Annotated in this window: 18 protein-coding genes and 1 pseudogene; 12 read left to right on the top strand and 7 right to left on the bottom strand. The window is 65.4% G+C overall.

All coding sequences use genetic code 11. The features are described 5' to 3' along the window. Nucleotides 1–70 precede the first annotated feature (70 nt). From WBP06_RS12895 to WBP06_RS12885, 3 genes are read left to right on the top strand one after another with little or no spacing between them, the layout of a single operon-like run. Nucleotides 71–1,141 (top strand): flagellar basal body P-ring protein FlgI, encoded by a 1,071-nt coding sequence (locus WBP06_RS12895; protein WP_395334148.1) that lies wholly within the window; start codon nt 71–73, stop codon nt 1,139–1,141. 12 nt (nt 1,142–1,153) lie between these two features. Continuing rightward, complete coding sequence (locus WBP06_RS12890) at nt 1,154–1,654, top strand: rod-binding protein (protein ID WP_395328337.1); 501 nt, start codon at nt 1,154–1,156, stop codon at nt 1,652–1,654. Next, nucleotides 1,644–2,066 carry a flagellar biosynthesis protein FlgN gene (locus WBP06_RS12885; RefSeq protein ID WP_395328334.1) on the top strand — a complete coding sequence of 141 codons (423 nt, stop codon included), beginning with the start codon at nt 1,644–1,646 and terminating at the stop codon, nt 2,064–2,066. The genes WBP06_RS12890 and WBP06_RS12885 overlap by 11 nt, the downstream gene beginning before the upstream one ends. A gap of 397 nt (nt 2,067–2,463) precedes the next feature. Here WBP06_RS12885 and WBP06_RS12880 read toward each other — a convergent pair. The 5 genes and pseudogenes from WBP06_RS12880 to WBP06_RS12860 form a co-directional block, all read right to left on the bottom strand. After that, nucleotides 2,464–2,602 (bottom strand): annotated as a pseudogene (locus WBP06_RS12880) (antibiotic acetyltransferase); the annotation flags it as partial. Between the two features lie 555 nt (nt 2,603–3,157). Further along, entirely contained in the window at nt 3,158–4,519 is a 1,362-nt protein-coding gene (locus WBP06_RS12875) for a putative bifunctional diguanylate cyclase/phosphodiesterase (RefSeq protein ID WP_395328331.1), read from the bottom strand. 78 nt (nt 4,520–4,597) lie between these two features. Further along, a complete protein-coding gene (locus WBP06_RS12870) occupies nt 4,598–5,602 on the bottom strand; it encodes an XRE family transcriptional regulator (protein ID WP_395328329.1) in 1,005 nt (334 codons plus the stop codon). 820 nt (nt 5,603–6,422) lie between these two features. After that, a complete protein-coding gene (locus tag WBP06_RS12865) occupies nt 6,423–6,848 on the bottom strand; it encodes a flagellar basal body protein (protein WP_395328326.1) in 426 nt (141 codons plus the stop codon). A gap of 30 nt (nt 6,849–6,878) precedes the next feature. Then, a complete protein-coding gene (locus WBP06_RS12860; protein ID WP_395328323.1) occupies nt 6,879–9,389 on the bottom strand; it encodes a hypothetical protein in 2,511 nt (836 codons plus the stop codon). On the opposite strand from WBP06_RS12860, the gene WBP06_RS12855 reads away from it, so the two are divergent. From WBP06_RS12855 to WBP06_RS12815, 9 genes are all read left to right on the top strand, one after another. Continuing rightward, complete coding sequence (locus WBP06_RS12855) at nt 9,376–9,543, top strand: hypothetical protein (RefSeq protein WP_395328320.1); 168 nt, start codon at nt 9,376–9,378, stop codon at nt 9,541–9,543. The genes WBP06_RS12860 and WBP06_RS12855 overlap by 14 nt on opposite strands. Nucleotides 9,544–9,710: 167 nt before the next feature. After that, nucleotides 9,711–10,739, top strand: coding sequence for a flagellar motor switch protein FliG (locus tag WBP06_RS12850; protein WP_395334146.1), 1,029 nt, complete (start codon nt 9,711–9,713; stop codon nt 10,737–10,739). A gap of 57 nt (nt 10,740–10,796) precedes the next feature. After that, nucleotides 10,797–11,582, top strand: coding sequence for a hypothetical protein (locus WBP06_RS12845; RefSeq protein ID WP_395328317.1), 786 nt, complete (start codon nt 10,797–10,799; stop codon nt 11,580–11,582). Between the two features lie 94 nt (nt 11,583–11,676). Next, on the top strand, nt 11,677–13,296 hold the full coding sequence (gene fliF, locus WBP06_RS12840; protein ID WP_395328314.1) for a flagellar basal-body MS-ring/collar protein FliF: 1,620 nt from the start codon (nt 11,677–11,679) through the stop codon (nt 13,294–13,296). An 11-nt stretch (nt 13,297–13,307) separates the two neighbouring features. Next, complete coding sequence (fliN, locus tag WBP06_RS12835) at nt 13,308–13,664, top strand: flagellar motor switch protein FliN (RefSeq protein ID WP_395328305.1); 357 nt, start codon at nt 13,308–13,310, stop codon at nt 13,662–13,664. Beyond that, the gene (locus WBP06_RS12830) at nt 13,661–14,182 is read left to right on the top strand and encodes a helix-turn-helix domain-containing protein (protein WP_395328302.1); all 522 of its coding nucleotides are present in this window, start codon (nt 13,661–13,663) and stop codon (nt 14,180–14,182) included. The genes fliN and WBP06_RS12830 overlap by 4 nt, the downstream gene beginning before the upstream one ends. Before the next feature lie 69 nt (nt 14,183–14,251). Next, complete coding sequence (gene flhA, locus WBP06_RS12825; RefSeq protein ID WP_395328299.1) at nt 14,252–16,360, top strand: flagellar biosynthesis protein FlhA; 2,109 nt, start codon at nt 14,252–14,254, stop codon at nt 16,358–16,360. Between the two features lie 115 nt (nt 16,361–16,475). After that, the gene (locus WBP06_RS12820; protein WP_395328296.1) at nt 16,476–18,089 is read left to right on the top strand and encodes a flagellar hook-length control protein FliK; all 1,614 of its coding nucleotides are present in this window, start codon (nt 16,476–16,478) and stop codon (nt 18,087–18,089) included. A gap of 14 nt (nt 18,090–18,103) precedes the next feature. Then, on the top strand, nt 18,104–18,778 hold the full coding sequence (locus tag WBP06_RS12815) for a flagellar hook assembly protein FlgD (protein ID WP_395328293.1): 675 nt from the start codon (nt 18,104–18,106) through the stop codon (nt 18,776–18,778). Nucleotides 18,779–18,994: 216 nt separating this feature from the next. On the opposite strand, the gene WBP06_RS12810 is transcribed toward WBP06_RS12815, so the two are convergent. Together WBP06_RS12810 and WBP06_RS12805 are read right to left on the bottom strand one after the other, a co-directional pair. Further along, on the bottom strand, nt 18,995–19,294 hold the full coding sequence (locus WBP06_RS12810; protein WP_395328290.1) for a hypothetical protein: 300 nt from the start codon (nt 19,292–19,294) through the stop codon (nt 18,995–18,997). A 658-nt stretch (nt 19,295–19,952) separates the two neighbouring features. Continuing rightward, the gene (locus WBP06_RS12805; RefSeq protein WP_395328287.1) at nt 19,953–22,346 is read right to left on the bottom strand and encodes an HAD family hydrolase; all 2,394 of its coding nucleotides are present in this window, start codon (nt 22,344–22,346) and stop codon (nt 19,953–19,955) included. Between the last annotated feature and the right edge of the window lie 91 nt (nt 22,347–22,437).

Raw genomic sequence — 22,437 nt, 5'->3', positions numbered from 1 at the left:
TCCTATAAGGACAGTGATGAAGATGCCCCCGAAATCGAGGAAGCGCGCGCCGCTGGTCGCCCTGGCGGCGATGCTGGCGCTGGCCGTGCCCGGCACCGCCTTCGCGGACGCGCAGCCGCGTATCAAGGACATCGTCGATGTCGAGAACGTGCGCCCCAACCAGCTGGTCGGCTATGGCCTCGTCGTCGGCCTTCAGGGCACGGGCGACCGCATCCGCAACGTGCCTTTCACCGAGGAAACGCTGCAGGCGATGCTGGAACGCATGGGCGTCAACATTCGTGGCGACCAGATGCTGACCCAGAACGTGGCGGCGGTGACGGTGACGGCGACGATGCCGCCCTTCGCGCGTTCGGGCTCCACCATCGACGTGCAGGTTTCGGCGCTGGGCGATGCCACCAGCCTGCAGGGCGGCATTCTGCTGGTCTCCTCGCTCCGCGCGCTGGATGGAGAGATCTATGCGGTGGCGCAGGGCCCGGTCGCGGTATCGGGCTTCAAGGCGCAGGGCGCGGCGGCCAAGCTGAGCCGCGGCGTGATGACCACTGCCCGGATCGCCGGCGGCGGCATCGTCGAGCGGGAGGTGCCTTATGACCTGCGCACCGCCCAGAACCTGAAGCTGGCACTGAAGAATCCCGATTTCACCACCGCGCAGCGGATCGCCGCGCGCATCAACGGCGAAGGTTCGGGCTCCGCCGAAGTGCTGGACCCGGCGACCGTGCAGATCACCCCGCGCGGCGGCAACGTGATCGAGATGGTCACGCGGATCGAGAATCTGACGGTGCCGGTGGACCAGCCGGCGCGGATCGTCATCAACGAGGCGGCGGGCACCGTGGTCATGGGCGCGGACGTGCGCGTCAGCCCGGTGGCCATCGCCCAGGGCGGGTTGACCATCAGCGTCACCGAAAGCCCGATCGTCTCGCAGCCGGCGCCGTTCTCCAACGGCCAGACCACCACGGTGCCGCGCACCCGGGTGGAAGCGAACGACGGCAACGGCGCCTCTTTGGCGATGCTGACCGAGGGCACGTCGCTGCGCACGCTGGTTTCGGGCCTCAACTCGCTGGGCGTCAGCCCGCGTGACCTGATCACCATTCTCCAGGCCTTGCAGAGCGCCGGCGCGCTCCAGGCCGAGATCACCGTTCAGTAAGGGGGCGTGGCGATGAGCGATACCACTGTCACCTCCAGCATCACCTCGCAGCCCGCGCGGCAGACGGTGACGGCGCAGGACAAGTCGCCCGCCGGCATCGCGCGCCAGTTCGAGGGCGTGTTCGCCGGGCAGATCGCCAAGATCATGCTGGAAACGGTCGACGTGGATGAGAATTTCGGCGGCGGCCATGGCGAGGAGATGTTCCGCGGCATGATGGCCGAGCAGATCGGCAACCAGATCGCCAAGGGCAAGGGCCTGGGCATCGCCTCTGCCGTGGAGGCGCAGATCATCCGGATGCAGGGGGGCAACCCCCAGACGGCGAGCGCGCCGGTGGCCAATGCTCCAGTGGCCAATGCCCAGATAGCCGGCGCCCAGGCCTATGCGGCCCGCAGCGGGGCGCAGGCCGGCAACGTTCAAAGTGGTGCGACACAGACAGCAGCCAGGCAGGCGGCGGCGGAAGCGATCGCCGCGCAGGCCGGTTACGACCAAGGGGATAGCGGCGATGCCGAATGAAATGATCGAGATCATGACCTCGCTCTCGCTGGTCATGCGGGAAGAGACCGAGCGGCTGCAGCGGCGCGAACGCGTGCTGGACCTTGCCGCGCTGGCCGCCGCCAAGGCGCGGCTGGTTGCCCAGCTTGAGGAAGTGCTGGCCCGCCGCAATCGTCGCGAGCCCGAATGGCAGGCGGCGATGAACGACGAGACGCGCGAGCGGCTGACCGAATGTCTTGCCGAACTGCGCGCCGCCTCGATCGCGAATGCTGCGTTGCTGGAACGCCAGATCGAACTTTCGATGGAAATGATGACCGCCATCGCCGACGAGGCCAAGCGCCTCAGTGGCAATCGGTCCTATACTTACGTCGCCACCGGCGATCTCGCGCGCGTGGACGCGGCGACGCCGATCTCGTTCAACGGCGAATACTGAGCGGATCGAGAACGAAGAACAGGGCCGGTGCCATGCCGGAAATGCCTTTACGGCGTTTCCGGCATGGCACCGGCCCTGTTGCGTTTGGGGGCGGGTTCTGAGGGCAGATTCCGCGAACTCGCCCTCAGCGAATTTCAAACGGTTTCCTGGACAAGCTCAAACATGTTGGTCGAAGCGTCATACCGAACCGGCGTTGCGACCAGATCCTCGTCGATGGCCATCAGCGTACCATTGTGAATCTGCGCCCGGCCCGATGCGATATTGCTTCCGATGGTGTCGATGCACGAGGCGATGTCGGTGAAATCGGCACCGTTCACGGCGCTCAACCCGTACTTCCACCATTGCAGGGCCAGCAAATCGCCGACGATGGCGGGATCGAACCGATAGCGAATGATTTTGGCGGGCGCTCCACCAACGATGGCGTAAGGCGGGACATCTCGGGTCACTACGGATCGAGCCGCCACCACGGCGCCATCCCCGATCGTGACTCCTCGGCGGATAAACACGCCTTCGCCGATCCAGACATCGTTTCCGATCATGATCTTGGATACGCGCCCGGCCATCGAGGCTTCCAGCGTTCGTGCCGATTTCTCCAGCATGGGCCGGTTCGCGTCCCCGAATTCGTATCGCGCCCCGGGCGTTGCCGCAGGCAGGGAGGATCCGGTAAACATTGGAGCCGCCGAGATAAAATCGGTCGAATGTTCAATTTCGCCCGCGACGATATTACTGGCGATGGAGCAGAACCGGCCAATTGATGCAATGTGCCGCATGAACGTGTCCCGTCCGCCCAGGAACGTGTAGGCGCCGATGAAATCGATGTCGTAGACACCTTTTCGAAGTTCCACATTGTGCTCGATCAGCATCGACCTTTTGGGGCCGAAGCCAATCTGCGTCAGTGGGTCGATCGCGACGTTATGATGTCGGCATTTGGCAATTTCATCATCGGATAGATGATTTCCCACAAGGCTCTCCAGCAATTCGTTCGTGTTGTCGGTATTATAGACCGGCGATCCCCAGGGGCGGCGCGCGGCCGATCGCGGCAGCCGGGACCGGCGCCTCCGCATCGCATTTGGTGAATTCGGGGTGGACCCTCAGGTGGTGCCGTCGGTGCGGCCGGCGGCGTCGCGCCTGACAAGCTCGGTCGCCACGGAGGATGGGGCCGGGCGGCCGAACAGGAAGCCCTGGCCGAACGCGCAGCCGCGTTCGATCAGGAAGCGGGCCTGCTCCTCGGTCTCGATGCCCTCCGCCGTCACCGGCATGGCCAGGCTGCGGCCAAGGTCCAGCACGGTGTTCACCAGCTTGCGCCCGGCATCCCGATCCAGCGCCTGGATCAGCGTGCGGTCGATCTTGATGACGTCCATGGGCAAGTGGCAGAGGCGGGCCAGGCTGGCGTAGCCGGTGCCGAAATCGTCCAGCGCGATCCGCGCGCCAGCGCGGCGCAGCGCATCGATGGTCGCGCGCGCGTCGGCCAGGTCGTTGACCATCGCGTTCTCGGTGATTTCCACCGTCAGCCGTTCGGGCGGCAGTCCGCAGGCGAACACGATCTGCAGCAATCTTCCGGCTAGACCCGGATCGCAGACCTGCCGGGGCGAGATGTTGACGGCCAGGCCCACGTCGTACGGCCAGTCGCGCGCGGCGCGGCAGGCCTGGCGCAGCAGCGTGAACAGCATCTCGTCGATCAGGCGCAAGTCTTCGCTCAGCTGCAGGAACAGATCGGGGCCCAGCAGGCCGCGATGGGGATGTTCCCACCGTGCCAGCACTTCGAACCGCGCGATCCGGCGTGAGGGCAGCGCGACGATGGGCTGGTAATAGGGCACAAGCTCACCGCGCAGCAGGCCGGAGCGCAGCGCCTCTTCCAGGGCTGCGCGGTCGGTCAGGCTCTCCAGCATCTCGGACGTGAAGCGGCGCACGGCCGCCCCGCCGGAGGCCTTGGCGCGCGACATCGCGATCGAGGCGGCGCGCAGCAGCCGTTCGGATGTTTCGGTGCCCGACGGGTCGCTGGCGATGCCGATCGAGGCGGTGAGGTGGATCATGTGCCGGCCCAGCACGATGGGGGAGGCCAGCACGTCGAGCAGGTTGGAGGCCACGCCGTCCGATACGTCGGCCGCATCCACGAATGGCAGTACGCAGGCGAACTCGTCGCCGCCGACATGGACCACGCGGCCCGAAAAGCGTTCGGCGATGCGCGAACAGCGTCGTGCGGCAATGGCGATCACTTCGTCGCCGGCGGCATGGCCGCACAAGTCATTGATCAGCTTGAAACGATCGAGATCGAGGATCAGCAGGGAAAGTGGCTGGGCGACGGCATCGCTTTCTCTCAGCGATGCTATGGCGCGTTCCACCCCGCGCAGAGGCGGCTCATGCCCTTCGAAGAACGGATCGCCGGATTCGTCGCCGCTCGCCGGTCGCAATGCTTGCCCTGCAATCGAATGTGGCTGGCCAGCGTTGCGCATCTTCCGTCCGCTCTTCTCCTATACCCAATTATATCGGATCGGAGCGGGGAGCGGACGGAAAGTCCCGCAAATCGTTGATTATTCGAAGACGGCCGACAGCACCGTGGCAATACGTGCGGGGTCGATCGTGTCGATCGCCACTTCGAAATCGGGATTGAGGCTGAAGCCCAGCGTATGGCCCTGCCGGTCGAAGGTGATGGCGATCACGCGCAGCCCTTCGTCCAGTTCCACCACGGCAAGGCCGCCGGCGGAGGGGTAGCGATCGGGATCGACCACCAGCACCGCCCGGCCGGGCAGCCCCGCGCCCAGCGTGGAGCGGCCGATCCGCAGGCCATAGGCGCGCGGGCCGGCGTTGCGCGGCGCTTCGACATGGGTATCGGTTGGCGTGCGCGCCAGCAGCCCGCCAGGCAGCGGCGATCCGTAGACCGGCACGAGCCGCACGGTGGCCGTGGCGCAGGCATCTGCGGCGATTTCCTCGGCCGCGAATTTGCGCGGGGTGGGGGCGTCCAGCACGGGCACCGGGCGTTCGAGCACAGATGTCTCCAGCGAAGGGCGCGCGGCCTTTTCGCGCACTGTACGGGCATTTGCCGGAGCCGATGCGGCAGGCCGGGCCTCCCCGCTCAGTTCGGCGCGCAAGGCGGCGGTGCGTGCACGCGTCTTGGCGATGCGCAGCTGCGGGTTGGCGATCATCGGCAGGAACGCATCCAGTTCCCCGCGTGCGCAGGCATCGTCGGCCAGCGCCGCCAGCGCGGGATCGTCGGCCGCGCCGAACAGACGGCGCAGCGATGCGCGCACTTCTTCGTTCCAGCGGTCGTAAGGCTTGTGGGCGTTTTCGATGCGCGAAAGGATGACCGGGGCGATGGCGTATTCATCCTCCAGCACGGCGATCGTCAGCGTATCGTCGGCGGCGCGGCGTGCGCGCACGGCAGCCGCGATCACAACGGCCAGACGATCCGCCTCGGGATCGGTGCGGTCGGTGCCCAGGATCGGGTCTGCCCAAGCCTCTATATCGAAAGCGGGATCATCGATGTCGACCAGCAGGTCCAGCGGATCGACGTGGAGCGCGGCGGCGATCGCGCGCATCTCTGCGGCGCGAGCGAATACCTCACCCCGTTCGATCTTGGAAAGACGAATATAGGTGATGTCGGGGACCTGTTCGGCCAGTTCGAGAAGTGAACCTATATTTCGTTGCTTGCGAAACTTCCTTATCCCGTTTGGAAATACCAGGCTGCGGCAGGCGTCGATCTCAAGGGCTGCAGAGCCGGAGGCAGTCGCCTTCCTTGCCCGCCTGCCGGATCGAACTGGTTTTTCTGTCATCGAAGCTCGAATTTCATTGCAATGCCCAAGATGTTTCATGAAGCACCAAGGTGGTCAATATCGCACTTGGGATGATGGTCCAAAACGGGTCAGAACTGGATGGCTATCCGGGAACCCGGGTGTTCTTTCTATTATGACCACTTAAACATGAATGATCATTGTATCTCGTCGATTGCAGGTTTTTAACCGTTACGCGGACCATGTAACGTCGTGGCGCTGCGGTTTTCCGGAAATCGCGACGATTTTGTAAAATTTTGAAATTAATCATAAAATTTCAGGATAATCGCATATTGGATAATGCCGGGTGGCGTTGCCGCGATCCGGGGCAACAGGCCAAATCGATGAGGCAGCGACGCCGAAAGTGGACGCGATTTCTGGAAATCGCGGTATATTTCCGGATAAACGCCTGAATAGGCGCATAGTTCCTGTATTGCGACGAGAAGGCGATAAAAGTCCGGCGATTCGGCAAAAGGCGGGCGCGCGCCCGAAGGCGCACGCCCAGTCTATTCCCGTCCGATTCTATCTGGGGATGCTTGGACAGGGGTATTCGGTGGCGGAAGCCGTCGTTTCCGCGCACATGACACGCTCAGTTGCGTCCGAGCGCCAGCTTGAGCAGGCCGATCTGCTTCTTGTAGATATTGGTCATCGCCGTGTAGTCGGCCTGGACTTGCCCCAGCGACATCAGTTGGTCTTCCAGCGTGACGTTGTTGCCGTCGGGCTTGGTCTCGCTGGTGTCGCTGTCCAGCACGATTCGGCCACCCGCCTGGGGCGGCCGTGCGCCCAGCGCGGTCATGGAGGCGGACAGTTCCACTTGCGGGCGGGAAACATGCGGCGCGCCGGTCGCCTCTCCATATTGGGACACCAGCGACGAGAAGTCGGGCGCGGAGACGGTGCGGGCCTTGTATCCGGGCGTCTCGCTGTTGGCGATGTTCTCGGAAATGATGCGCTGGTGTTCGGCCATCGCCTTCATAGAGGCGGTCATGCCATCCAGCAGCGGAGGAAGCGAAGACATCGAAAGTTCCTTTCGCGAAGGGCCGAAGGATCAGGAAGAACCGGTCAGGCGCGACAGGGCGGCCTGATAGTTGGCAAGCTGGGCCTTCTGGTAGGCCGATCCGCCGTTGGTGGACGTGACGCCATCCACCAGCGCGGTCTTCGTCGAATCCCAGTAGAGCGAGCGATAGGCCGTCTGGATCATCGACACTGCCGATTTGACCTTCGTCAGCGCTTCCGTGGCCGCCGCCTTGCTGCCCAGGCTCAACGCATCGCTCAGCGAAAGGCTGTAGGATCCGCCGGGGGTGACCTTGGGGTCGTTCTTGCCCTTCACCTTGGGCGTGCTCAGCTTCACCGGGGTAAGCCCCAGCTTGGCCAGCGCATCCTTGCCGTCTCCGCCCGCGGCCAGCACCAGCGTGTGCCCGGCAGCGACGGTGATCTTCAGCGTGGTCTGCCCGTCCACCAGCGATGTGGTGACGGTGGCGTCGGTGCCGGTGATCTTCTTGATCTTGGCCGCCAGCGTGGTCATCGTCTCGTTCTTGTCGATCGTGATCTTGCGCGCATCCTCGCCATCGACCGAGATCGAGAACTCGTCACCTGTGCGCAGGCTGGTCTGCGAAACCAGCGTCGCCGATGTCGTCGGGTTCAGCAGGCCGCTGTGCAGGCCCAGCGCGTCCAGCGCGTTGTCGCCGCCGGCCAGCGTGGTGATGCGTACCGGCTCTACCGTGGTGGCGACCAGACCCCATTGCGAGACCGTCTGCACTTCGCCGGTATCGCCATCAAGGCGGGCGATGAAGCCGTCCACGGTGCCCGCCTTGGTGCCTTCCAGCGTGCCGGCGGTGCGGCCGCCGACGTAGAGCGTGTTGCCCAGCCAGGTGACGCTGTCGCCCTGATCGTCGTCGGAGGTGCCGATGTAGGTGGTGCTGGCGGAGGTCAGGCCGGCGTCGATCCGGGTGACGAAGGCGTCGCGCGCGCCGGTGATGGAATTGACCTGATCGCCGTTCACCGCGCTGCTGGCGGCGCCGACCACGGCGATCTCGCCCGAGCCTGAAACCGCGATGGCGCGCGCCTCGACATTGGTGCCGAGGGTGATCGAGCCAAGGTCGTTGGACAGCGAATTGGCGTCGATCTGGCGCAGCTTGGCGACGCCGCCCTCGTTGGTCAGCGCCAGCAGGTTGCCCGATCCGTCGATGGCGAGCGAGGTGACCAGATCGTTGCTGCCGCTGTCGATCGTGCGGCGTTCGACGAACTTGCCGGTGGAATCGAGCTTGACGATCACCGCGTCGCCGCCGCCGGTAGAGGCGCGGCCGGCGACATAGATGCTGCCGTCGTTGCCCACGGTCACCGCATTGGCGGTTTCGTTGCCCACCTGGCGGATCGCGGTGGTCGAAAGTTCTTCGCCCGACGTGCTGAAGCGAGCCACCAGCAGGTCGGTCTGACTTGCGTCGCTGTTGTTGAATTCGCCGCTGACGGAGCCGGCAACGACGATGTCGCCATTGGGCGCAAGGCTGATCGCCGAACCCGATGCCGATCCGGCCGCGCCCAGATTGCGCTGCCAGACGATGTTGCCTTCGGAATCGACCTTGGTGAGGAAGAGGTCGTTCGCTCCGTCCGAAACCTGGCTGCCCAGATCGCCAGCGGTGGTGCCGACGACGTAGCTGAACCCGTCGGCATCGGTCACCATCGCGCGGGCGCTGGTGCTGGCGTCGACGGTGTAGTCGGTATCCTCGTCGTCATCCGGGCTGGCGGCGGCTTGGGCCTGCGCGGTGGCGGTGGCGTCCACCGCGTTGATCGAATTCAGGCGTTCCCACGTCAGCGATCCGGCGATGTCGCCGAACTTGTAGATTTCCGCATCGGTGGTGGAATCCTTGCGAGTCTCGCCGCTGGCGACCATGATGGCATCGCCGGCGTCGACCTGCTCCAGCGAGACCTTCTCGATGCCCGAAGGCTTGAACACCAGGCCCCACTTCTCGGCATCGCTGTCGTAGGCGACCGTGAACTTGGACTTCCACTGGCTGACCGGATTGCCATCGGCATCCAGTACCGGGTCGCCGTTCGCATCGAGCTGCGGCTGCGCGGCGATCGCGGCATTCAGCGCGGCGGCGACGGAATCGAGCGTGGGTGGCTGGGTCGATTGCGACAGGTCGACGTTGACCGTCTGCGACGTCGTGCCCTTGGCCAGCGTGATCTGGAAGACTTCGTTCCCGGTCAGGCCGGCAATCGCATCGCCTTCCTTGGTGGAGACGGTTTCGCCGGTGACGGCGCCGGTAACGTCCGGCTTGTTGACCGCGACCGTCTGCACCTTGCTGGCGGATTTGCCGAAGTTCAGCGTCAGCAGATCGGTGTCGGCCGTGCTGATGTAGGACTGGATATCGGACAGCCCCTTGGCAAAGGCCTTTTCCAGCGCCGCGCGTTCGGTGGCAGAGGTGCCGGACTTCGCCGCGCTTTCGGCCAGGGTCTGCAGCCGGGTCAGCGCCTTGTAGATCGTGAAGGTGGCCTTCACGTCGGGCAGGTCGTCCAGCGAACTGTCGCGATTGTAGGAATTGTCGATGACCGACAGCATCTTCTTGATGGCCGTCACCTGCGAACTGGTCGACGAGGTGTCGGTATCCGCCAGCTTCCACGGCGGCGTGGTGGCCGGCATCTTGAACGCCTTCTTCGCCGCGGTGACCGCAGCGCTGTCGGTGGACGTGCTGGTCGCCAGGGCCGACGAGTAAGCGCTGCTTCCACCAAGAATTGACAGGCCGATGAGCCCGCTGCTGTAGTTTATCGTCAAATCTACCTCCCGGACTTCGCACCTGCCCGCTATCATCCTATAAGATAGACGGTCGCAGGCGCCGACAGGTCGGCATCGCGGACTTTTTTGGGGATGAAAGACGTGACGATGATGGCCGCGGTGGGCGAACCCCCCGAGCTCAAGAAATTTTCGGGAATGCAACGCGCTGCCGCGTTGATGCTCTCGCTCGGCCACGAGCAGGGCGGCCCGATCTGGGATCAGCTCACGACCGAGGAAATAAAGGAACTGTCCTCCACGATCGCCCAGCTCGGCCGGGTGCCGTCGGTGGTGGTGGAGTACCTGCTGGTGCAGTTCTCGGGCGAAGTCTCCAGCATGGCGACGCTCCACGGCTCCTACGAGACGACCGAGCGACTGCTGGAAGGCATCATGCCGTCCGACAAGGTCAAGGAAATCATGGAGGACATCCGCGGTCCTTCCGGCCGCACGATGTGGGACAAGCTGTCCAACGTCAGCGAGGCGGTGCTCGCGGGGTACCTCAAGAACGAATATCCGCAGACGGTGGCGGTGATCCTGCACAAGCTGCGCCCGGATCATGCCGCGCGCGTGCTGTCCGAACTGCCGCGCGATTTCGCGACCGACGTCGTGATGCGCATGCTGCGGATGGATACCGTGCAGAAGGACGTGCTGGTCCAGGTGGAACAGACGCTGAAGAGCGAGTTCATGACCAATCTCTCGCGCGCGCAGCGTCGCGATCCCCACGAGACGATGGCAGAGCTGTTCAACGCGCTGGACCGCTCGACCGAGGAAGCGATGCTGGACGCGCTGGACGACAAGGCGCCGGAATCGGCAGAGCGTATCCGCGCGCTGATGTTCACGTTCGAGGATCTGGCCAACCTGCTGCCGGGCGCGATCCAGACGATCGTGCGCAATTGCAACAAGCGCGAACTGGCGCTGGCGCTGAAGGGCGCCCCGGACGAGATGAAGAAGGTGTTCTTCAACGCCATGACCGAACGCGCCGCCAAGCTGATGCGCGACGACATGTCCGCGATGGGCCCGGTCCGCGCGCGCGAGTGCGAGGAAGCGCAGACCGCGCTGGTGCGCCTGGCCAAGTCGCTGGGCGATCGGGGCGAGATCATGCTGGTCGATCCCAAGAGCGACGATGCGATGATTTACTGAGACTTGGACATTTAACGGCGATAGATGAACCCAGGGTGCGCGCGAATGGAGACAACCATGGCCATTGAGCCTTTCGGTTTCGATCGGGTCTTCCGCTTTGCCTCGGCAGAGGCGGAGGAGAAGGCCGGCGGTGACGCCGTGCATGAACAGCTTGCCGCACTGGAGGCGCGCATCGAGCGCCTGCGCGAGGAACACGCCGCCGAACTGGTCCGCGTGCGCTCGGATGGTTTCGAGGCCGGCCTGGAACAGGCGCGGCATGAACGGGACGCCGCGCTGCTGGCGGCGACCGACGCACTGCACGCGGGGCTGGACGATATTGGTCGTCGTTTCGACGACATGGCCGACCAGGTGGCCTGCGAAGCCGGATCGGTAGCGCTGCTGGCGGCGGAAATGCTGGCCGGCCATGCGGTCGCGCTGGAGCCGGCACGCGCCATCGAGGAAGCGCTGTCACGCGCGCTCGATCAGGTTGCCCGCGGCACCCGCATTACCGTGCGTGTCCATCCGACCATGCGCGAAGGGCTGGAAGGTGTCGTCGCCGCGCGTCAGGCCAGTGAGCGCCGGTCGCTGTCGATCGTCGTGATGGAAGATCAGAACGTGCCCGCGAACGACGCCCGCATCGGTTGGGCCGAGGGCGGTCTGGGCGTGAGTGCCGAAGCGCGCCGCGCGGCGGTTCTGGCCGAACTGGCGGGCCTTCTGGGCGGCCCGCGCGAAGCTGAAGCGGCGGTGACTACTCCTGTATTGGAAGCTGTCGATGCCGCCCGCGAAATGCCTTCCAGCACACCGGAAGACGTTGCCGAGGGTGCTGAAATGCGGCCGGAAACCGGGCTCAACGCCGCCGCGTAAACTTTTCCGGCGACCGGCAAGAGTTGCCTAGTCTCTTATCCTATAATGGACCTGAACGAGGCCAGGGGGGTCTCGTCGGGAATAAGAGGCGATATTGAACGCGTTGCGCAACTTTATCGAGCAGATCGGTGCACGCCGCGCGCTGCTGATGGGGGGCGTGGCCCTCGCCATGCTCGGGGCCCTCGCCTGGGTGGCGTTCCGCACGCCCACCAGCGAGATGGGCTACCTCTACACCGATCTCGACCCTGCCGGCGCGCAGTCGATCACCGAGAAGCTGAAGGCGCAGAACGTGCCGTTCCAACTCTCGGCAGACGGCACCGCAGTGATGGCCCCGGTCGACAAGCTGGCCGAACTGCGCATGACGCTGGCCGGCGAACAGCTTGGCGGCAAGATCGGCTACGAAGTGCTGGATGCGGAGGAGCCGTTCGGCGTCTCCTCTTCCCGCGCCAAGCTGAACGAGACCCGCGCGATCGAGGGCGAACTGGCCCGTTCGATCGAGACGCTGGAAAAGGTCAGCAAGGCCCGCGTCCACATCGTCATGCCCGAACGCGCGATGTTCGAAACCGAACCGCGCAAGGCCAGCGCCGCCGTCACCGTGAAGACCGCCGGCCGCCTGCCGAACGAAACGGTGCAGGCGATCCGCTATCTTGTCTCCTCCTCGGTGCCCGATCTGGCGCCGGAAGCGGTCTCGATCGTCGACCAGACCGGCGCGCTGCTGGCGCGTGCGGGTGACGGCGGGGCAGGCGGTTCCGGCGATATCGAGGAACGCCAGTCGGCCATGGAAGGCCGCCTGCGCGACGAGATCGAGGCGATGATCGAGCCGATCGTCGGCCAGGGCAAGGTGCGCGCCGAAGTGGCCGCCGTGCTGGAACGCGATCAGGTGCGCGAGGAATCGGAAGTCTACGATCCCAATACCCAGGTCGTCGCCCATCAGGTGACGGTGGAATCGAACGACCAGAACGACGAAAACGCCGCCGGTGCGCGCGGCGCCTCGGTCGCCACGCAGCTTCCCGACAATCAGGGCAACGTGAATGGCACCGGTGGTGACAGCCGCCGCTCCGCCCGCAACGAAACCTCCGAAGACACCACCTACCAGAACAGCCGCACCAACAAGGTGGCCGTCCGCACGCCGGGCCAGGTCAAGCGCCTGACCGTGGCCGTGATGGTCGACGGCGGCCCGCAGGGCCTGCCCGCGCCGCAAGTCCAGCGCCTGCAGCGCCTGGTCGAGAATGCCGTCGGCTTCGATGCCGCGCGCGGCGACAGCGTGGTGGTGGAGAACATGTCGTTCAACACCCCCGCCGATATCGATGGCGCCTCTGCCGGTCTGCCCTTCGGCCTGACGTGGGACCGCCTGTTCGATGTGCTGAAGATCCTGCTGGTGGGCGGCATCGCCCTGATCGGCCTGCGTATGCTGAAGCCCAAGCTGGCACTGCCGGCCCCGGCGCCCCAGTTGCTCGAAGGCGTGGTGGAGAAGTCCGCCATCGACAGCGAGATGCTGGCGCTGGGCGAGCGCGCCGCCGACGGCGACGAGGAGGCCATGCGCCGCCTGGAGCAATTGCGCGGCGAGAACGGCGAGCCGCTGCTCGATCAGGAAATCGCGCTGGCCCAGGTCGACGGCCGCATCAAGCTCTCCGCCCTGCGGCGCATCGGTGATGCCATCTCCGCAAGTCCTGCCGAGTCCGCCTCGGTGATCCGTCAATGGATGAACAGTTGAAAGGCCCCCTCATGAGCGACGAACTCGAGCCCCGCCAGCTTGCCCCGGCGTTCCTGAACGACGACGAGCCGATGGACGATACCGAGGCGCGGCCCTGGTCGCCCCGTCCCACCACGCCGCCCACGCCTGACGATCTTCAGGCCGTGTTCGACGTGCCGGTGAAAGTGCAGGCCGTGCTGGGCCGATCCCGCATGGACATCGGCGACCTGCTGCGCCTGAAGCCGGGCATGGTGGTCGAACTGGACCGCCGCGTGGGTGAGCCGGTGGACATCTTCGTCAACAACCGCCTGATCGCGCGCGGCGAGGTCGTCCTGATCGACAGCACGCTGGGCGTGACCCTGACCGAAATTGTGAGGCAGGACGGATGATCCCCGTCGAAAAATCAGGAATTGGGCCCGATGCCGGACCTGAGCCCGGACGCGATCCCGAGGTAGAGGCCGCTGCGGCCGAACTGGTGCAGCCCGATGCCACGCGGCTGATGCTGGTGGGCGAACTGGGTCCGGCGATGGGGCTGGCCGTGGAGATGGTGCGCGGATCCGCCGCCAGCATCGCGGTCGGCACTGCCGGCGGCGCCATCCGCGAGACCTGGCGCTGCGGCGGCGAAGTTGCGGTGGTGGAGATCGCGGTGGACATGCCCGATGTGATCGCGCGCCTGCGCGGGGAGCGGAGCGGCAAGCTTACCTTCCGCCGCGCGGTCAGCGGTCTGGTCGGCCACAGTCTGGACCACGTGGAGCGCGAACTGATCCTGCAGACGCTCGAACGCTGTTCGGGCAATCGCACCAGTGCGGCATCGATGCTGGGGATTTCGGTCCGCACCATGCGCAACAAGCTGCGCACGTTCCTGTCCGACGGGCAAGTGCTGCCGCCGGGCCTGCTGCGCCACTAACGCTGCCGGGCCTTCGGCGCGAAACGCCGAAGACGCCTTCGAACGCCGTTACAGATTTCGGATGAAGCGATGAATGCTCCAACCCTTGCCGGGGCCGTTCCCAGGCTCAACCAGTTCCTGACCCGGCTTGGGCCCAGCCGCGACCTTGCGCTGGCGCTGGGTGTCACCGCGATCATCGCGATGCTCATCCTGCCGATGCCCGCCTGGATGCTGGACATGGGCCTGGCGCTCTCGATCACGGCTTCGGTCCTGATCCTGATGACGGCGCTGTTCATCGAAAAGCCGCTGCAACTGTCGAGCTTCCCGACGATCCTGCTGATCGTCACGATGCTGCGTCTGGGCCTGAACCTGGCCTCCACCCGCCTGATCCTCGGCCACGGGCATGAGGGGCATCACGCGGCGGGCGGCGTGATCGCGGCCTTTGGCGAGTTCCTGATGGGCGGTGAGACCGTCATCGGCCTCACCATCTTCGCGATCCTGATCGTCATCAACTTCGTGGTCATCACCAAGGGCGCGGGGCGCATCGCCGAAGTGGCGGCGCGCTTCAGCCTGGATGCCATGCCCGGTAAGCAGATGGCGATCGACGCCGATCTCAACGCCGGCACCATCACCGAAACGGAGGCGCGCGAACGCCGTGCCGAGATCGAGGCCGAAAGCGGCTTCTACGGCGCGATGGACGGTGCATCGAAGTTCGTGAAGGGCGATGCCGTCGCCGGCCTGCTGATCACCGGGATCAACGTGGTGGTCGGCCTGATCATCGGCGTCGCCATCCACGGCGTGCCGTTCGCCGAAGCGTTCAAGACCTACACGATCCTGACCGTCGGTGACGGCCTGGTCAGCCAGATCCCCGCACTGATCGTTTCGACCGCAGCGGGCCTGCTGGTCTCCAAGGGCGGCATTTCCGGCAAGACCGGCGCGGCGCTGGGCGAACAGCTGGGTCGCTACCCGAAGGCGTTCGGCATCGTTGCGGTGCTGATGGGCCTGCTCTCGCTGGTGCCCGGCCTGCCGTTCATTCCCTTTGCCTCGCTGGGCGGCCTGTGCGGCTGGGCGGCGTGGACGATGACCAAGAAGGCCGAGGCGGAAGTCATCCGCGAACGCACCGAGGCCGCGCAGGCCAAGCAGCGCGAGGCAGCGACGGCGGAAGAGCCGATCGCCCGCACCCTGGCGATCGACGCGCTGCGCATCGAACTGGGCTATGGCCTGCTGCCGCTGATCAACGATGCCACCGCCGAGCCGCGTCTGGACGATCAGGTGAAGGCGCTGCGCCGCCAGATGGCGATCGACTTCGGCTTCGTGCTGCCGGCGGTCCGCATCCTCGACAACATGGCGCTGCAGCCCAACGAATATATCGTCTTCGTCAAGGAGACGGAGATCGCGCGCGGGGAACTGCGCATCGGCAAGCTGCTGCTGATCAATGCCGCCGGGGGCGAGACCGGGTTGCGGGGTGAGCCCACCAAGGAGCCGGTGTTCCAGCTGCCGGCCCTCTGGATCGACCGTGAAATGCGCGAGGAGGCGGGCTTCCGGGGATTGACCGTGGTGGACTGCGGCACCGTCGTCACCACCCACCTGACCGAGATCGTCAAGGACAACATCGCCGACCTGCTCTCCTACACCGAGACGCAGAAGCTGCTGAGCGAAGTCCACAAGGACACCGAAAAGCTGATTGGCGACCTGATCCCGGCGAAGATTTCCATCTCCGGCGTGCAGCGCATCCTGCAGAACCTGTTGTCCGAAGGTGTCTCGATCCGCGACGTGCCAACGATCCTCGAAGGCATCGCCGAAGCCACCGCGATGACCAATAACCTGACGCTGGTGACCGAACACGTGCGCGCCCGTCTGGCCCGCCAGATTTCCGCCCAGCAGACGTTCGACGGCACGATCCCGATCGTCACCCTTAGCGGCGACTGGGACGAGGCCTTTGCCGAGGCGATCGTGGGGCAGGGGGACGAGCGGCATCTGGCCATGGCGCCGTCCAACCTGCAGTCGTTCATCGCTTCGGTCCGCGAGACGTATGACCGGTTTGCCGTGCAGGGAGAGATTCCGTGCCTGCTGACCAGCCCGCCGCTGCGACCTTTCGTACGCTCGATCATCGAGCGCGTGCGCCCGGCGACGGTGGTGCTTTCGCAGAACGAGATTCATCCCCGCGCGCGCCTGCGCAGCCTTGGCACGATTGGATGAGCGGGCCGGCCTGGGGGGGGCTGAGGATGGCTTGAGGCGGGGCGGGACCGCGAAGGCGCAAATCGCTCTATGATAGGATGTGGCCGGGTCGAAACCCGGAGAGGGTTAGCGATACATGACAGTTTCCATCAATGCCGTGCTTCCGATGACCGCACCCGCCGCCAGCTCTCCGGCGGCGAGCGCGCTGGGCAGCGGTGACGGCAAGGCCTCGTCCTTCGGATCGATGGTCGACGATGCCGCCAGCACGGGCGCGGACCGGCCCCAGAGCCAGTCCGCCAAAAGCACGTTGGACAGGGCCAGCGGAAGCAAGGCCGACAGAAGCAAAGCCGACAAGGCTCAATCCGGTAAAGCCGATAGGGCCGACAAGGCAGATAAGGCACCGACTGACAAGCGACAGGCCGATGAGGCCGGCGCTGCCGACACGCCGGCTGCCGATGCCGCCAGCGGTGGGGGCGATGCTGCCGAAGTGGCGGTCGATGCCCAGGCGACGGCCGAGACTGCCGCCGACACACTGGCCGAGGCGCTTCCTGCCGACGCGCTTCCGACTATCGCGACCGCCACGCCGGTGGTGACGGCTTCGACGGCTGAAGCGCAGCCGGCGCCGGGGCCGACCAAGCCGATGAACGTCGCATCGCACCTCGCCGCCAAGGTCGACGGCAAGACGGATGGCGCGGGCAAGGCCGGCCTGCCGGTCGCGGCGACCAACCCTGCGAATGCCGCACCGGGCGATGCGACCGCGACGACCGCTGCCGACTCCGCCGCAACGGGTGAGCCCGCAAAGGCGAACGACCATGCGCGCACTGCCGATGCGGACGATCAGGCCGTGCCGTTGCCGGTCCAGCAAGCCGTCACGACCGTTACGCCGACGGCCACGCCCGCAGCCACGGCGCAAGTCGCCCTGGCCGGCGCGCAAGTCGTGGCCGAGAATGCCACCGGTGAAAATGCCAAGGCGGATGCAGCGCCTGGTATCGACAGCAAGGGGCAGGCGGCAGGCACTGGCACCGCAACCTTCGCTGCAGCCCCCTCGCACGGAGCGACCGGCAAGCACGTCGCGTTCGCGCCAAGCGCCGAGAGCGCGGCGTCGAGCGGCGGCACGGGCCACACCGCAGCCGCTGGCACCGGTACCGGCACGCGCGAGGCGGCCTTGGCCACATCCGACACGGCATCGTCAGGCGCGGACGGCTCCACCCTGTCCAGCCCGGTGCTGACGCAGACGTTCGCCACCACGGCCATGCGCCCGGCGGCGCTGCCTTACGCCACTGCCGCCTCCACCACGCAGACCGCGATGGTTTCGGTGCAGGAAGGGCAGTTCGGCAACGATATCGGCGTCCAGATCGCGCGCGCGCTCGACAAGGGCGGCAACGATCTGCTGATCAAGCTCGATCCCCAACACATGGGCCGCATCGATGTGCGCCTGTCGTTCGATCACGACGGCGTCCTGCGCGCGGTGATGTCGGCGGACAGTTCCACCGCGACCGACCTGCTGCGCCGCGAAAGCACCGATCTCAACCGCGCGCTGGCCGATGCCGGCATCCGCGCGGACAGCCAGTCGCTGCGCTTCGACACCCGCGCCGGCGGGCACGGCGGTGGTCATGGCGGGCAGGGCCATAACGGCCAGGGCAACCAGCGCTGGCAGGGCCAACAGGCCGGCATGGACGATTTCAGCGGGGGCGACGACCCGATCTACCGGTCGCTTGGAAGCAGCGGCCACGTCGATCTCATGGCATAGGACTCGAGCAGCACATGACTACAGTTTCCGGTACTTCGTCCTCGTCGTCCTCGTCGAGCGACGGCACTTCGGCGGCCACCACCAGCCTGCTGTCGGACTACAACCTGTTCCTCAAGCTGCTGACCACGCAGATGACGAACCAGGATCCGCTCAACCCCACCGATACCTCGGAATACACCCAGCAGCTGGTGCAGTATTCGCAGGTGGAACAGCAGATCAAGCAGAACGGCACGCTCAGCGACATCCTGTCGCAGCTCACCTCCTCGCAGATGTCGCAGTATTCCAGCTTCATCGGCAAGGAAGCGCGCTTCGATTCCCCGGTGGCCGGCCTCGGCAGCGATCCGGCGCACTGGACCTACTATGTGGACGGTACGCCCGCCGCTGTCACCGCGACGATCTCGGACGCCAATGGCAAGGTCGTGCAGACGGTGGAGCTCGATCCCACCTCGCAGGGCGAATACAAGTGGGATGGCACCAAGGCAGACGGCACCACGGCCGCCAGCGGCGCCTATACCATGGCGATCACCGCGACCGACGCGGCCGGCAACACGCTGGACACCACGATCAATTCGGTGGCGAAGGTTTCGGACGTCGTCACCGACGGTTCGACGATCATGCTGGGCGTCAATGGCATCCGCATGTCGGTCGACGGGCTGGTGGCGCTGGCTGCGACCGACAGCGAAATCTGAACGCACTTCCCGTGAGAGCGGCGGCGGCGGTGGGGTTGGCGGGCCCCGCCGCCGCTTTTCGTTTGGGGGCAGCCCGGCGGTAGCTGCCTTGTCGGAACAGGCATGGAGGAGGCTGCGACAGGCCGTCGCCAGGTCCATTGCCGGCGTGCCGAAGCTGTGCAGGCGGCATTTCGGACCGTGGGAAGTGGAGTCCGGCGCACGGCGGCGCCGGAGGCTTCAATTGCGGCTGGTGCTATGGCACCCGGCCAGCATCACCGCGGCAAGGTCCGCCGGATAGTCCGGCCCATGGTTTCCCAGCGACACATCCAGCCGGGTGCAACCGGGCATGTGATCGGGCAGGGCCAGCACCATCAGGCAATCGACGATCGAAGGATCGTCGAACGGGCCGATCATCTCGGCCACGTCGTCCTCACAGATCCCCGGCTGGGCCATGCAGCGGATGGCTGCGGCCTGCCAGAGCTTGCCGGGTGAATCCACCCTTAGCTTGAGAGAGAAGCTGTATTCGGTTTGCGACATTGGATGTCTGTCAATCGTTTCCGCGCGACCCAAAGGTAAATTTTTCGTCATTGAACTCTCAAGAATACTGCCCGCATTGCTTGATGTGTCCGCGACCGTCGGACGCTGAGAGTGCTCACCTGAAGACCAATGGCTTTCGTATACTAAGCAACCAACTAAGGGATTTCCCGTATGGGTTTTTCGCGGGAATGGGTGTTGGAAAAAAATACCTGATTTCAGCCAATTACCGGGGCCATATGGGGGTTTTTCCTAGTCCCGAATCGGGACCTGGAAACCGGTTTCTGCAATGGGTGCGCCGATGTCGCCGCCAGTGGGGTGGGGGTGGGGCGGGGCAGGACCGCGGCATGGCAGTGAAACAGATGTATGCACGTAAAAGACGTGCCACATTGAAACGCTAGGGCACGCGATCAAGTTGGCTGCGCAGCGTCGCCATCAAGCATGGCAATCATCGACGGTAGTGTCGGAATAACACGCAAGGCGACATCTTGCCGGTTGCTGGCGTGTTGCTCAGCGCCCGGCTGACACGCGTTCTTGGCTGGGCCTTCGCCGAGGCTCCGCAGCGCGTTGAAACAGGGGAGGCGGCAGTCGAGAAGGCGGAAGGGCGCGCCCACGGCACGCGCCCTTCGCCGAAAGGTTCACTCCGCGCGTGGCGGCGGGATCAGGCGGCCTTGCGGTTCGCCTCTGCCGCGCCCTGTTGGCGGGACACGATGGGACGCAGCACGACGCTGAGCAGCATCTGCTCCTCGGCCGGAACCGCGGGCACGACCATGAAACCCTGCGGCCCGTCGATCCGATAGAGGCCCGGCGCCACTTCCTCCATGCCGTCGGTCACCACTTGCGCGGGCGTCGTGTCCTCGCCCGTCACGGAGGTGAGGGGTTGCACGCTGATTTCCTCAACCTGCACGTATTCGAACAGCCGGCCAAGGAACAGGCCGATCGAGAACTGGCCCGTGCCGATCGGCACGATCGCCCGGTAATAGCCGTCCGCAGTGCGATGCGCGCCCACCGTTCGGGCGGTGGATTGGCCACCGCCATAGACCTGGATCGGCAGTTGCAGCGTCTCGATATCGACGTCGCCCTTCGCGAAATCCAGATTGAAGCGGCGCATGCTGAAGATCGACAGGTTCAGCGGCAGGCCGAACTGCTGAAGCTCGCCAGGCAGGTACATGCGTTCCGCATTGCGGACGTAGAAGAAGCCGCGGCGCTTGATGCTGTGCTGGGCGGATTCCAGGTCGGACATCTGGATCATGTCGGCCACGCCGAAGTTCGCATCGTGGTTGAAGTGCTGCAGCATCTGCACTTCCTGGTCGATCGGCATCATCAGCAGGCGGGCAAGCACGCCCATGGCCGAACGGCGGCGGGTTTCGCTATCGTCCGAACGCGGCGCGCGAACGAAGGCAGTGCCGACGCCGCTCAGGAATGCGACGCAGGCGGACTGCGCCACTTCGCGAACCTCGCTCTGGGCGTTTTCGACGCCGGCTGCCTCGCGGATCGGCGTGCCATCCTCGGCAATGTCGACGGCGGAGCCGATCGCCATGGTGCAGAACTGCTCCACCACGGCGATGGAGCTGAAAATGGCCGACAGCACGTTGTAGTCATAATTGCGCGTGTCGAAATAGCCGCGCTTGTCGAGGCCGGAGGGCAGAACTTCGCGCAGCAGCAGGTAACGTCCGGCCACGTCCAGGTCCATGCCGGTGCGCAGGCGTGCCTCCACTGCATTCTGCACCGATCCGTTGTAGCCAAGGTCCACCAGCATGACCGCGTCGCCCTGCTCGACGCCCAGATTGCGCAGATGGCTGAACAGGCGCTCGCCCATCTTCGCCGAACGCCGCAGGATCTTCTCGATGTTGGCAGGCTTCATCACTCGCGCGCCGAAGCCTTCCAGTTCGCCGCCTTCCAGCAGCTTTTCGGTCTCGCGCTCGTCGAACAGCAACTGGCGTGCGCAGATGCGCGCCTTGGTCAGGGTCTTTTCGATGTTGGGCGAGAGCCACGGCGCCATGTGCTTGCGGATGGCATCCTTGTCCACAAAGCTGGCAGCCACCGCGATCACGCGGCTGATCGCCGGTTCGGCGACGCGATCCGCCCATTTGGGATAGAGCGTGGTGAAGGCGCGGGCGGGCAGGTGTCCGTCGCGCTGCAGGAACAGCAGCTTCGCGCGGCGGCCGGTGGCCTGTTCAAGCGCTTCCGCCTCTTCGCGGATCCACGAGGCGAAGCCGTGCATCAACGGGCCAAGGACGTCGTGCCCGAAGGCGAAAGTCGGATCGTCAATGGTGCGCAGCGAAACCTGCGCGCGGTGCGGCTGGTAGACCGGCACGGAAATGCGCGTGGCGGGATCGATCATGCTGACGGCGGCCGCCTCCATGCGCAGGCGCTGCGTGGCAGACGTGTCGAACTGCGTGATGTGCATGCTGGGAATGCCCAGCGTGCGCGGCGCCTGCATGTCGGCGACAAGGTTGTCGCCCAGGTGCACCATCTGCTGCGGCTTGATGCCCAGTTCCTTCAGCACCAGCTTGAACAGGCCGCCGGCCTTGCCGATGCCGTATTCGCACGAGCAGAAGATGCGGTCGATCATGCCGGCCAGCTCTTCGCCAGCCACTTCGGCGATCAGATTGCGCAGGCGCGGTTCGGACAGATAGGTGTCCGAAACGATCACGACCTTCAGGCCGCGCCGCTTGGCATCCACGATCAGGTCGCGCGTGGGCGCGAAGGCGAAGCAGTGGCGCGCTTCGGCATCCAGCTCGGCCTGGACCATGGCGGCGCGTTCCGCCTCGCCCTGGTGGGGCAGCAGTTCGGCATGGATTTCGTCCAGCGTCACTTCGAACCGGCGCTGGCGGTGCGGGGCGTTGAGGCGCGCGTTGCTTTCGGCGTGACGGCGCGGGAACAGGGCGCCGCCGGCTACCGGAAGGTCGGCGAACAGATCGTAAGGGGCGTGCGTGTTGCGCCAGATCAGCGTGTCGAAACAGTCCAGCGAGAGATAGTCGATCTTCAGCTCCGCAGGCAGCGCGCCCAGGAAATCGGGAAGGGCTGCGGTACGGATGGAGGTCTTGGACATGGCATCCCTCGGAAAATTGGCGAAAGGCACGTTTTCGGGCGGCCGGGCTACGGCCATGTGCCCAATATAGAGGGAAGCGAAGGCATTCGGC

It is taken from the genome of Novosphingobium mississippiense (assembly GCF_044029535.1).
In the GTDB taxonomy this organism is placed as follows: Bacteria; Pseudomonadota; Alphaproteobacteria; order Sphingomonadales; family Sphingomonadaceae; genus Novosphingobium.
This window is presented reverse-complemented; position numbering and strand designations above follow the sequence as displayed.

Bases quoted from the DNA above. Each gene is read 5' to 3' on its own strand.
- WBP06_RS12895 (WP_395334148.1), top strand. From the start codon at position 71: ATGCTGGCGCTGGCCGTGCCCGGCACCGCCTTCGCGGACGCGCAGCCG.
- WBP06_RS12890 (WP_395328337.1), top strand. From the start codon at position 1,154: ATGAGCGATACCACTGTCACCTCCAGCATCACCTCGCAGCCCGCGCGG.
- WBP06_RS12885 (WP_395328334.1), top strand. From the start codon at position 1,644: ATGCCGAATGAAATGATCGAGATCATGACCTCGCTCTCGCTGGTCATG.
- WBP06_RS12875 (WP_395328331.1), bottom strand. From the start codon at position 4,519: ATGCGCAACGCTGGCCAGCCACATTCGATTGCAGGGCAAGCATTGCGA.
- WBP06_RS12870 (WP_395328329.1), bottom strand. From the start codon at position 5,602: ATGCGCGCGATCGCCGCCGCGCTCCACGTCGATCCGCTGGACCTGCTG.
- WBP06_RS12865 (WP_395328326.1), bottom strand. From the start codon at position 6,848: ATGTCTTCGCTTCCTCCGCTGCTGGATGGCATGACCGCCTCTATGAAG.
- WBP06_RS12855 (WP_395328320.1), top strand. From the start codon at position 9,376: ATGACCGACAGCATCTTCTTGATGGCCGTCACCTGCGAACTGGTCGAC.
- WBP06_RS12860 (WP_395328323.1), bottom strand. From the start codon at position 9,389: ATGCTGTCGGTCATCGACAATTCCTACAATCGCGACAGTTCGCTGGAC.
- WBP06_RS12850 (WP_395334146.1), top strand. From the start codon at position 9,711: ATGATGGCCGCGGTGGGCGAACCCCCCGAGCTCAAGAAATTTTCGGGA.
- WBP06_RS12845 (WP_395328317.1), top strand. From the start codon at position 10,797: ATGGCCATTGAGCCTTTCGGTTTCGATCGGGTCTTCCGCTTTGCCTCG.
- fliN (WP_395328305.1), top strand. From the start codon at position 13,308: ATGAGCGACGAACTCGAGCCCCGCCAGCTTGCCCCGGCGTTCCTGAAC.
- WBP06_RS12830 (WP_395328302.1), top strand. From the start codon at position 13,661: ATGATCCCCGTCGAAAAATCAGGAATTGGGCCCGATGCCGGACCTGAG.
- flhA (WP_395328299.1), top strand. From the start codon at position 14,252: ATGAATGCTCCAACCCTTGCCGGGGCCGTTCCCAGGCTCAACCAGTTC.
- WBP06_RS12820 (WP_395328296.1), top strand. From the start codon at position 16,476: ATGACAGTTTCCATCAATGCCGTGCTTCCGATGACCGCACCCGCCGCC.
- WBP06_RS12815 (WP_395328293.1), top strand. From the start codon at position 18,104: ATGACTACAGTTTCCGGTACTTCGTCCTCGTCGTCCTCGTCGAGCGAC.
- WBP06_RS12810 (WP_395328290.1), bottom strand. From the start codon at position 19,294: ATGTCGCAAACCGAATACAGCTTCTCTCTCAAGCTAAGGGTGGATTCA.
- WBP06_RS12805 (WP_395328287.1), bottom strand. From the start codon at position 22,346: ATGTCCAAGACCTCCATCCGTACCGCAGCCCTTCCCGATTTCCTGGGC.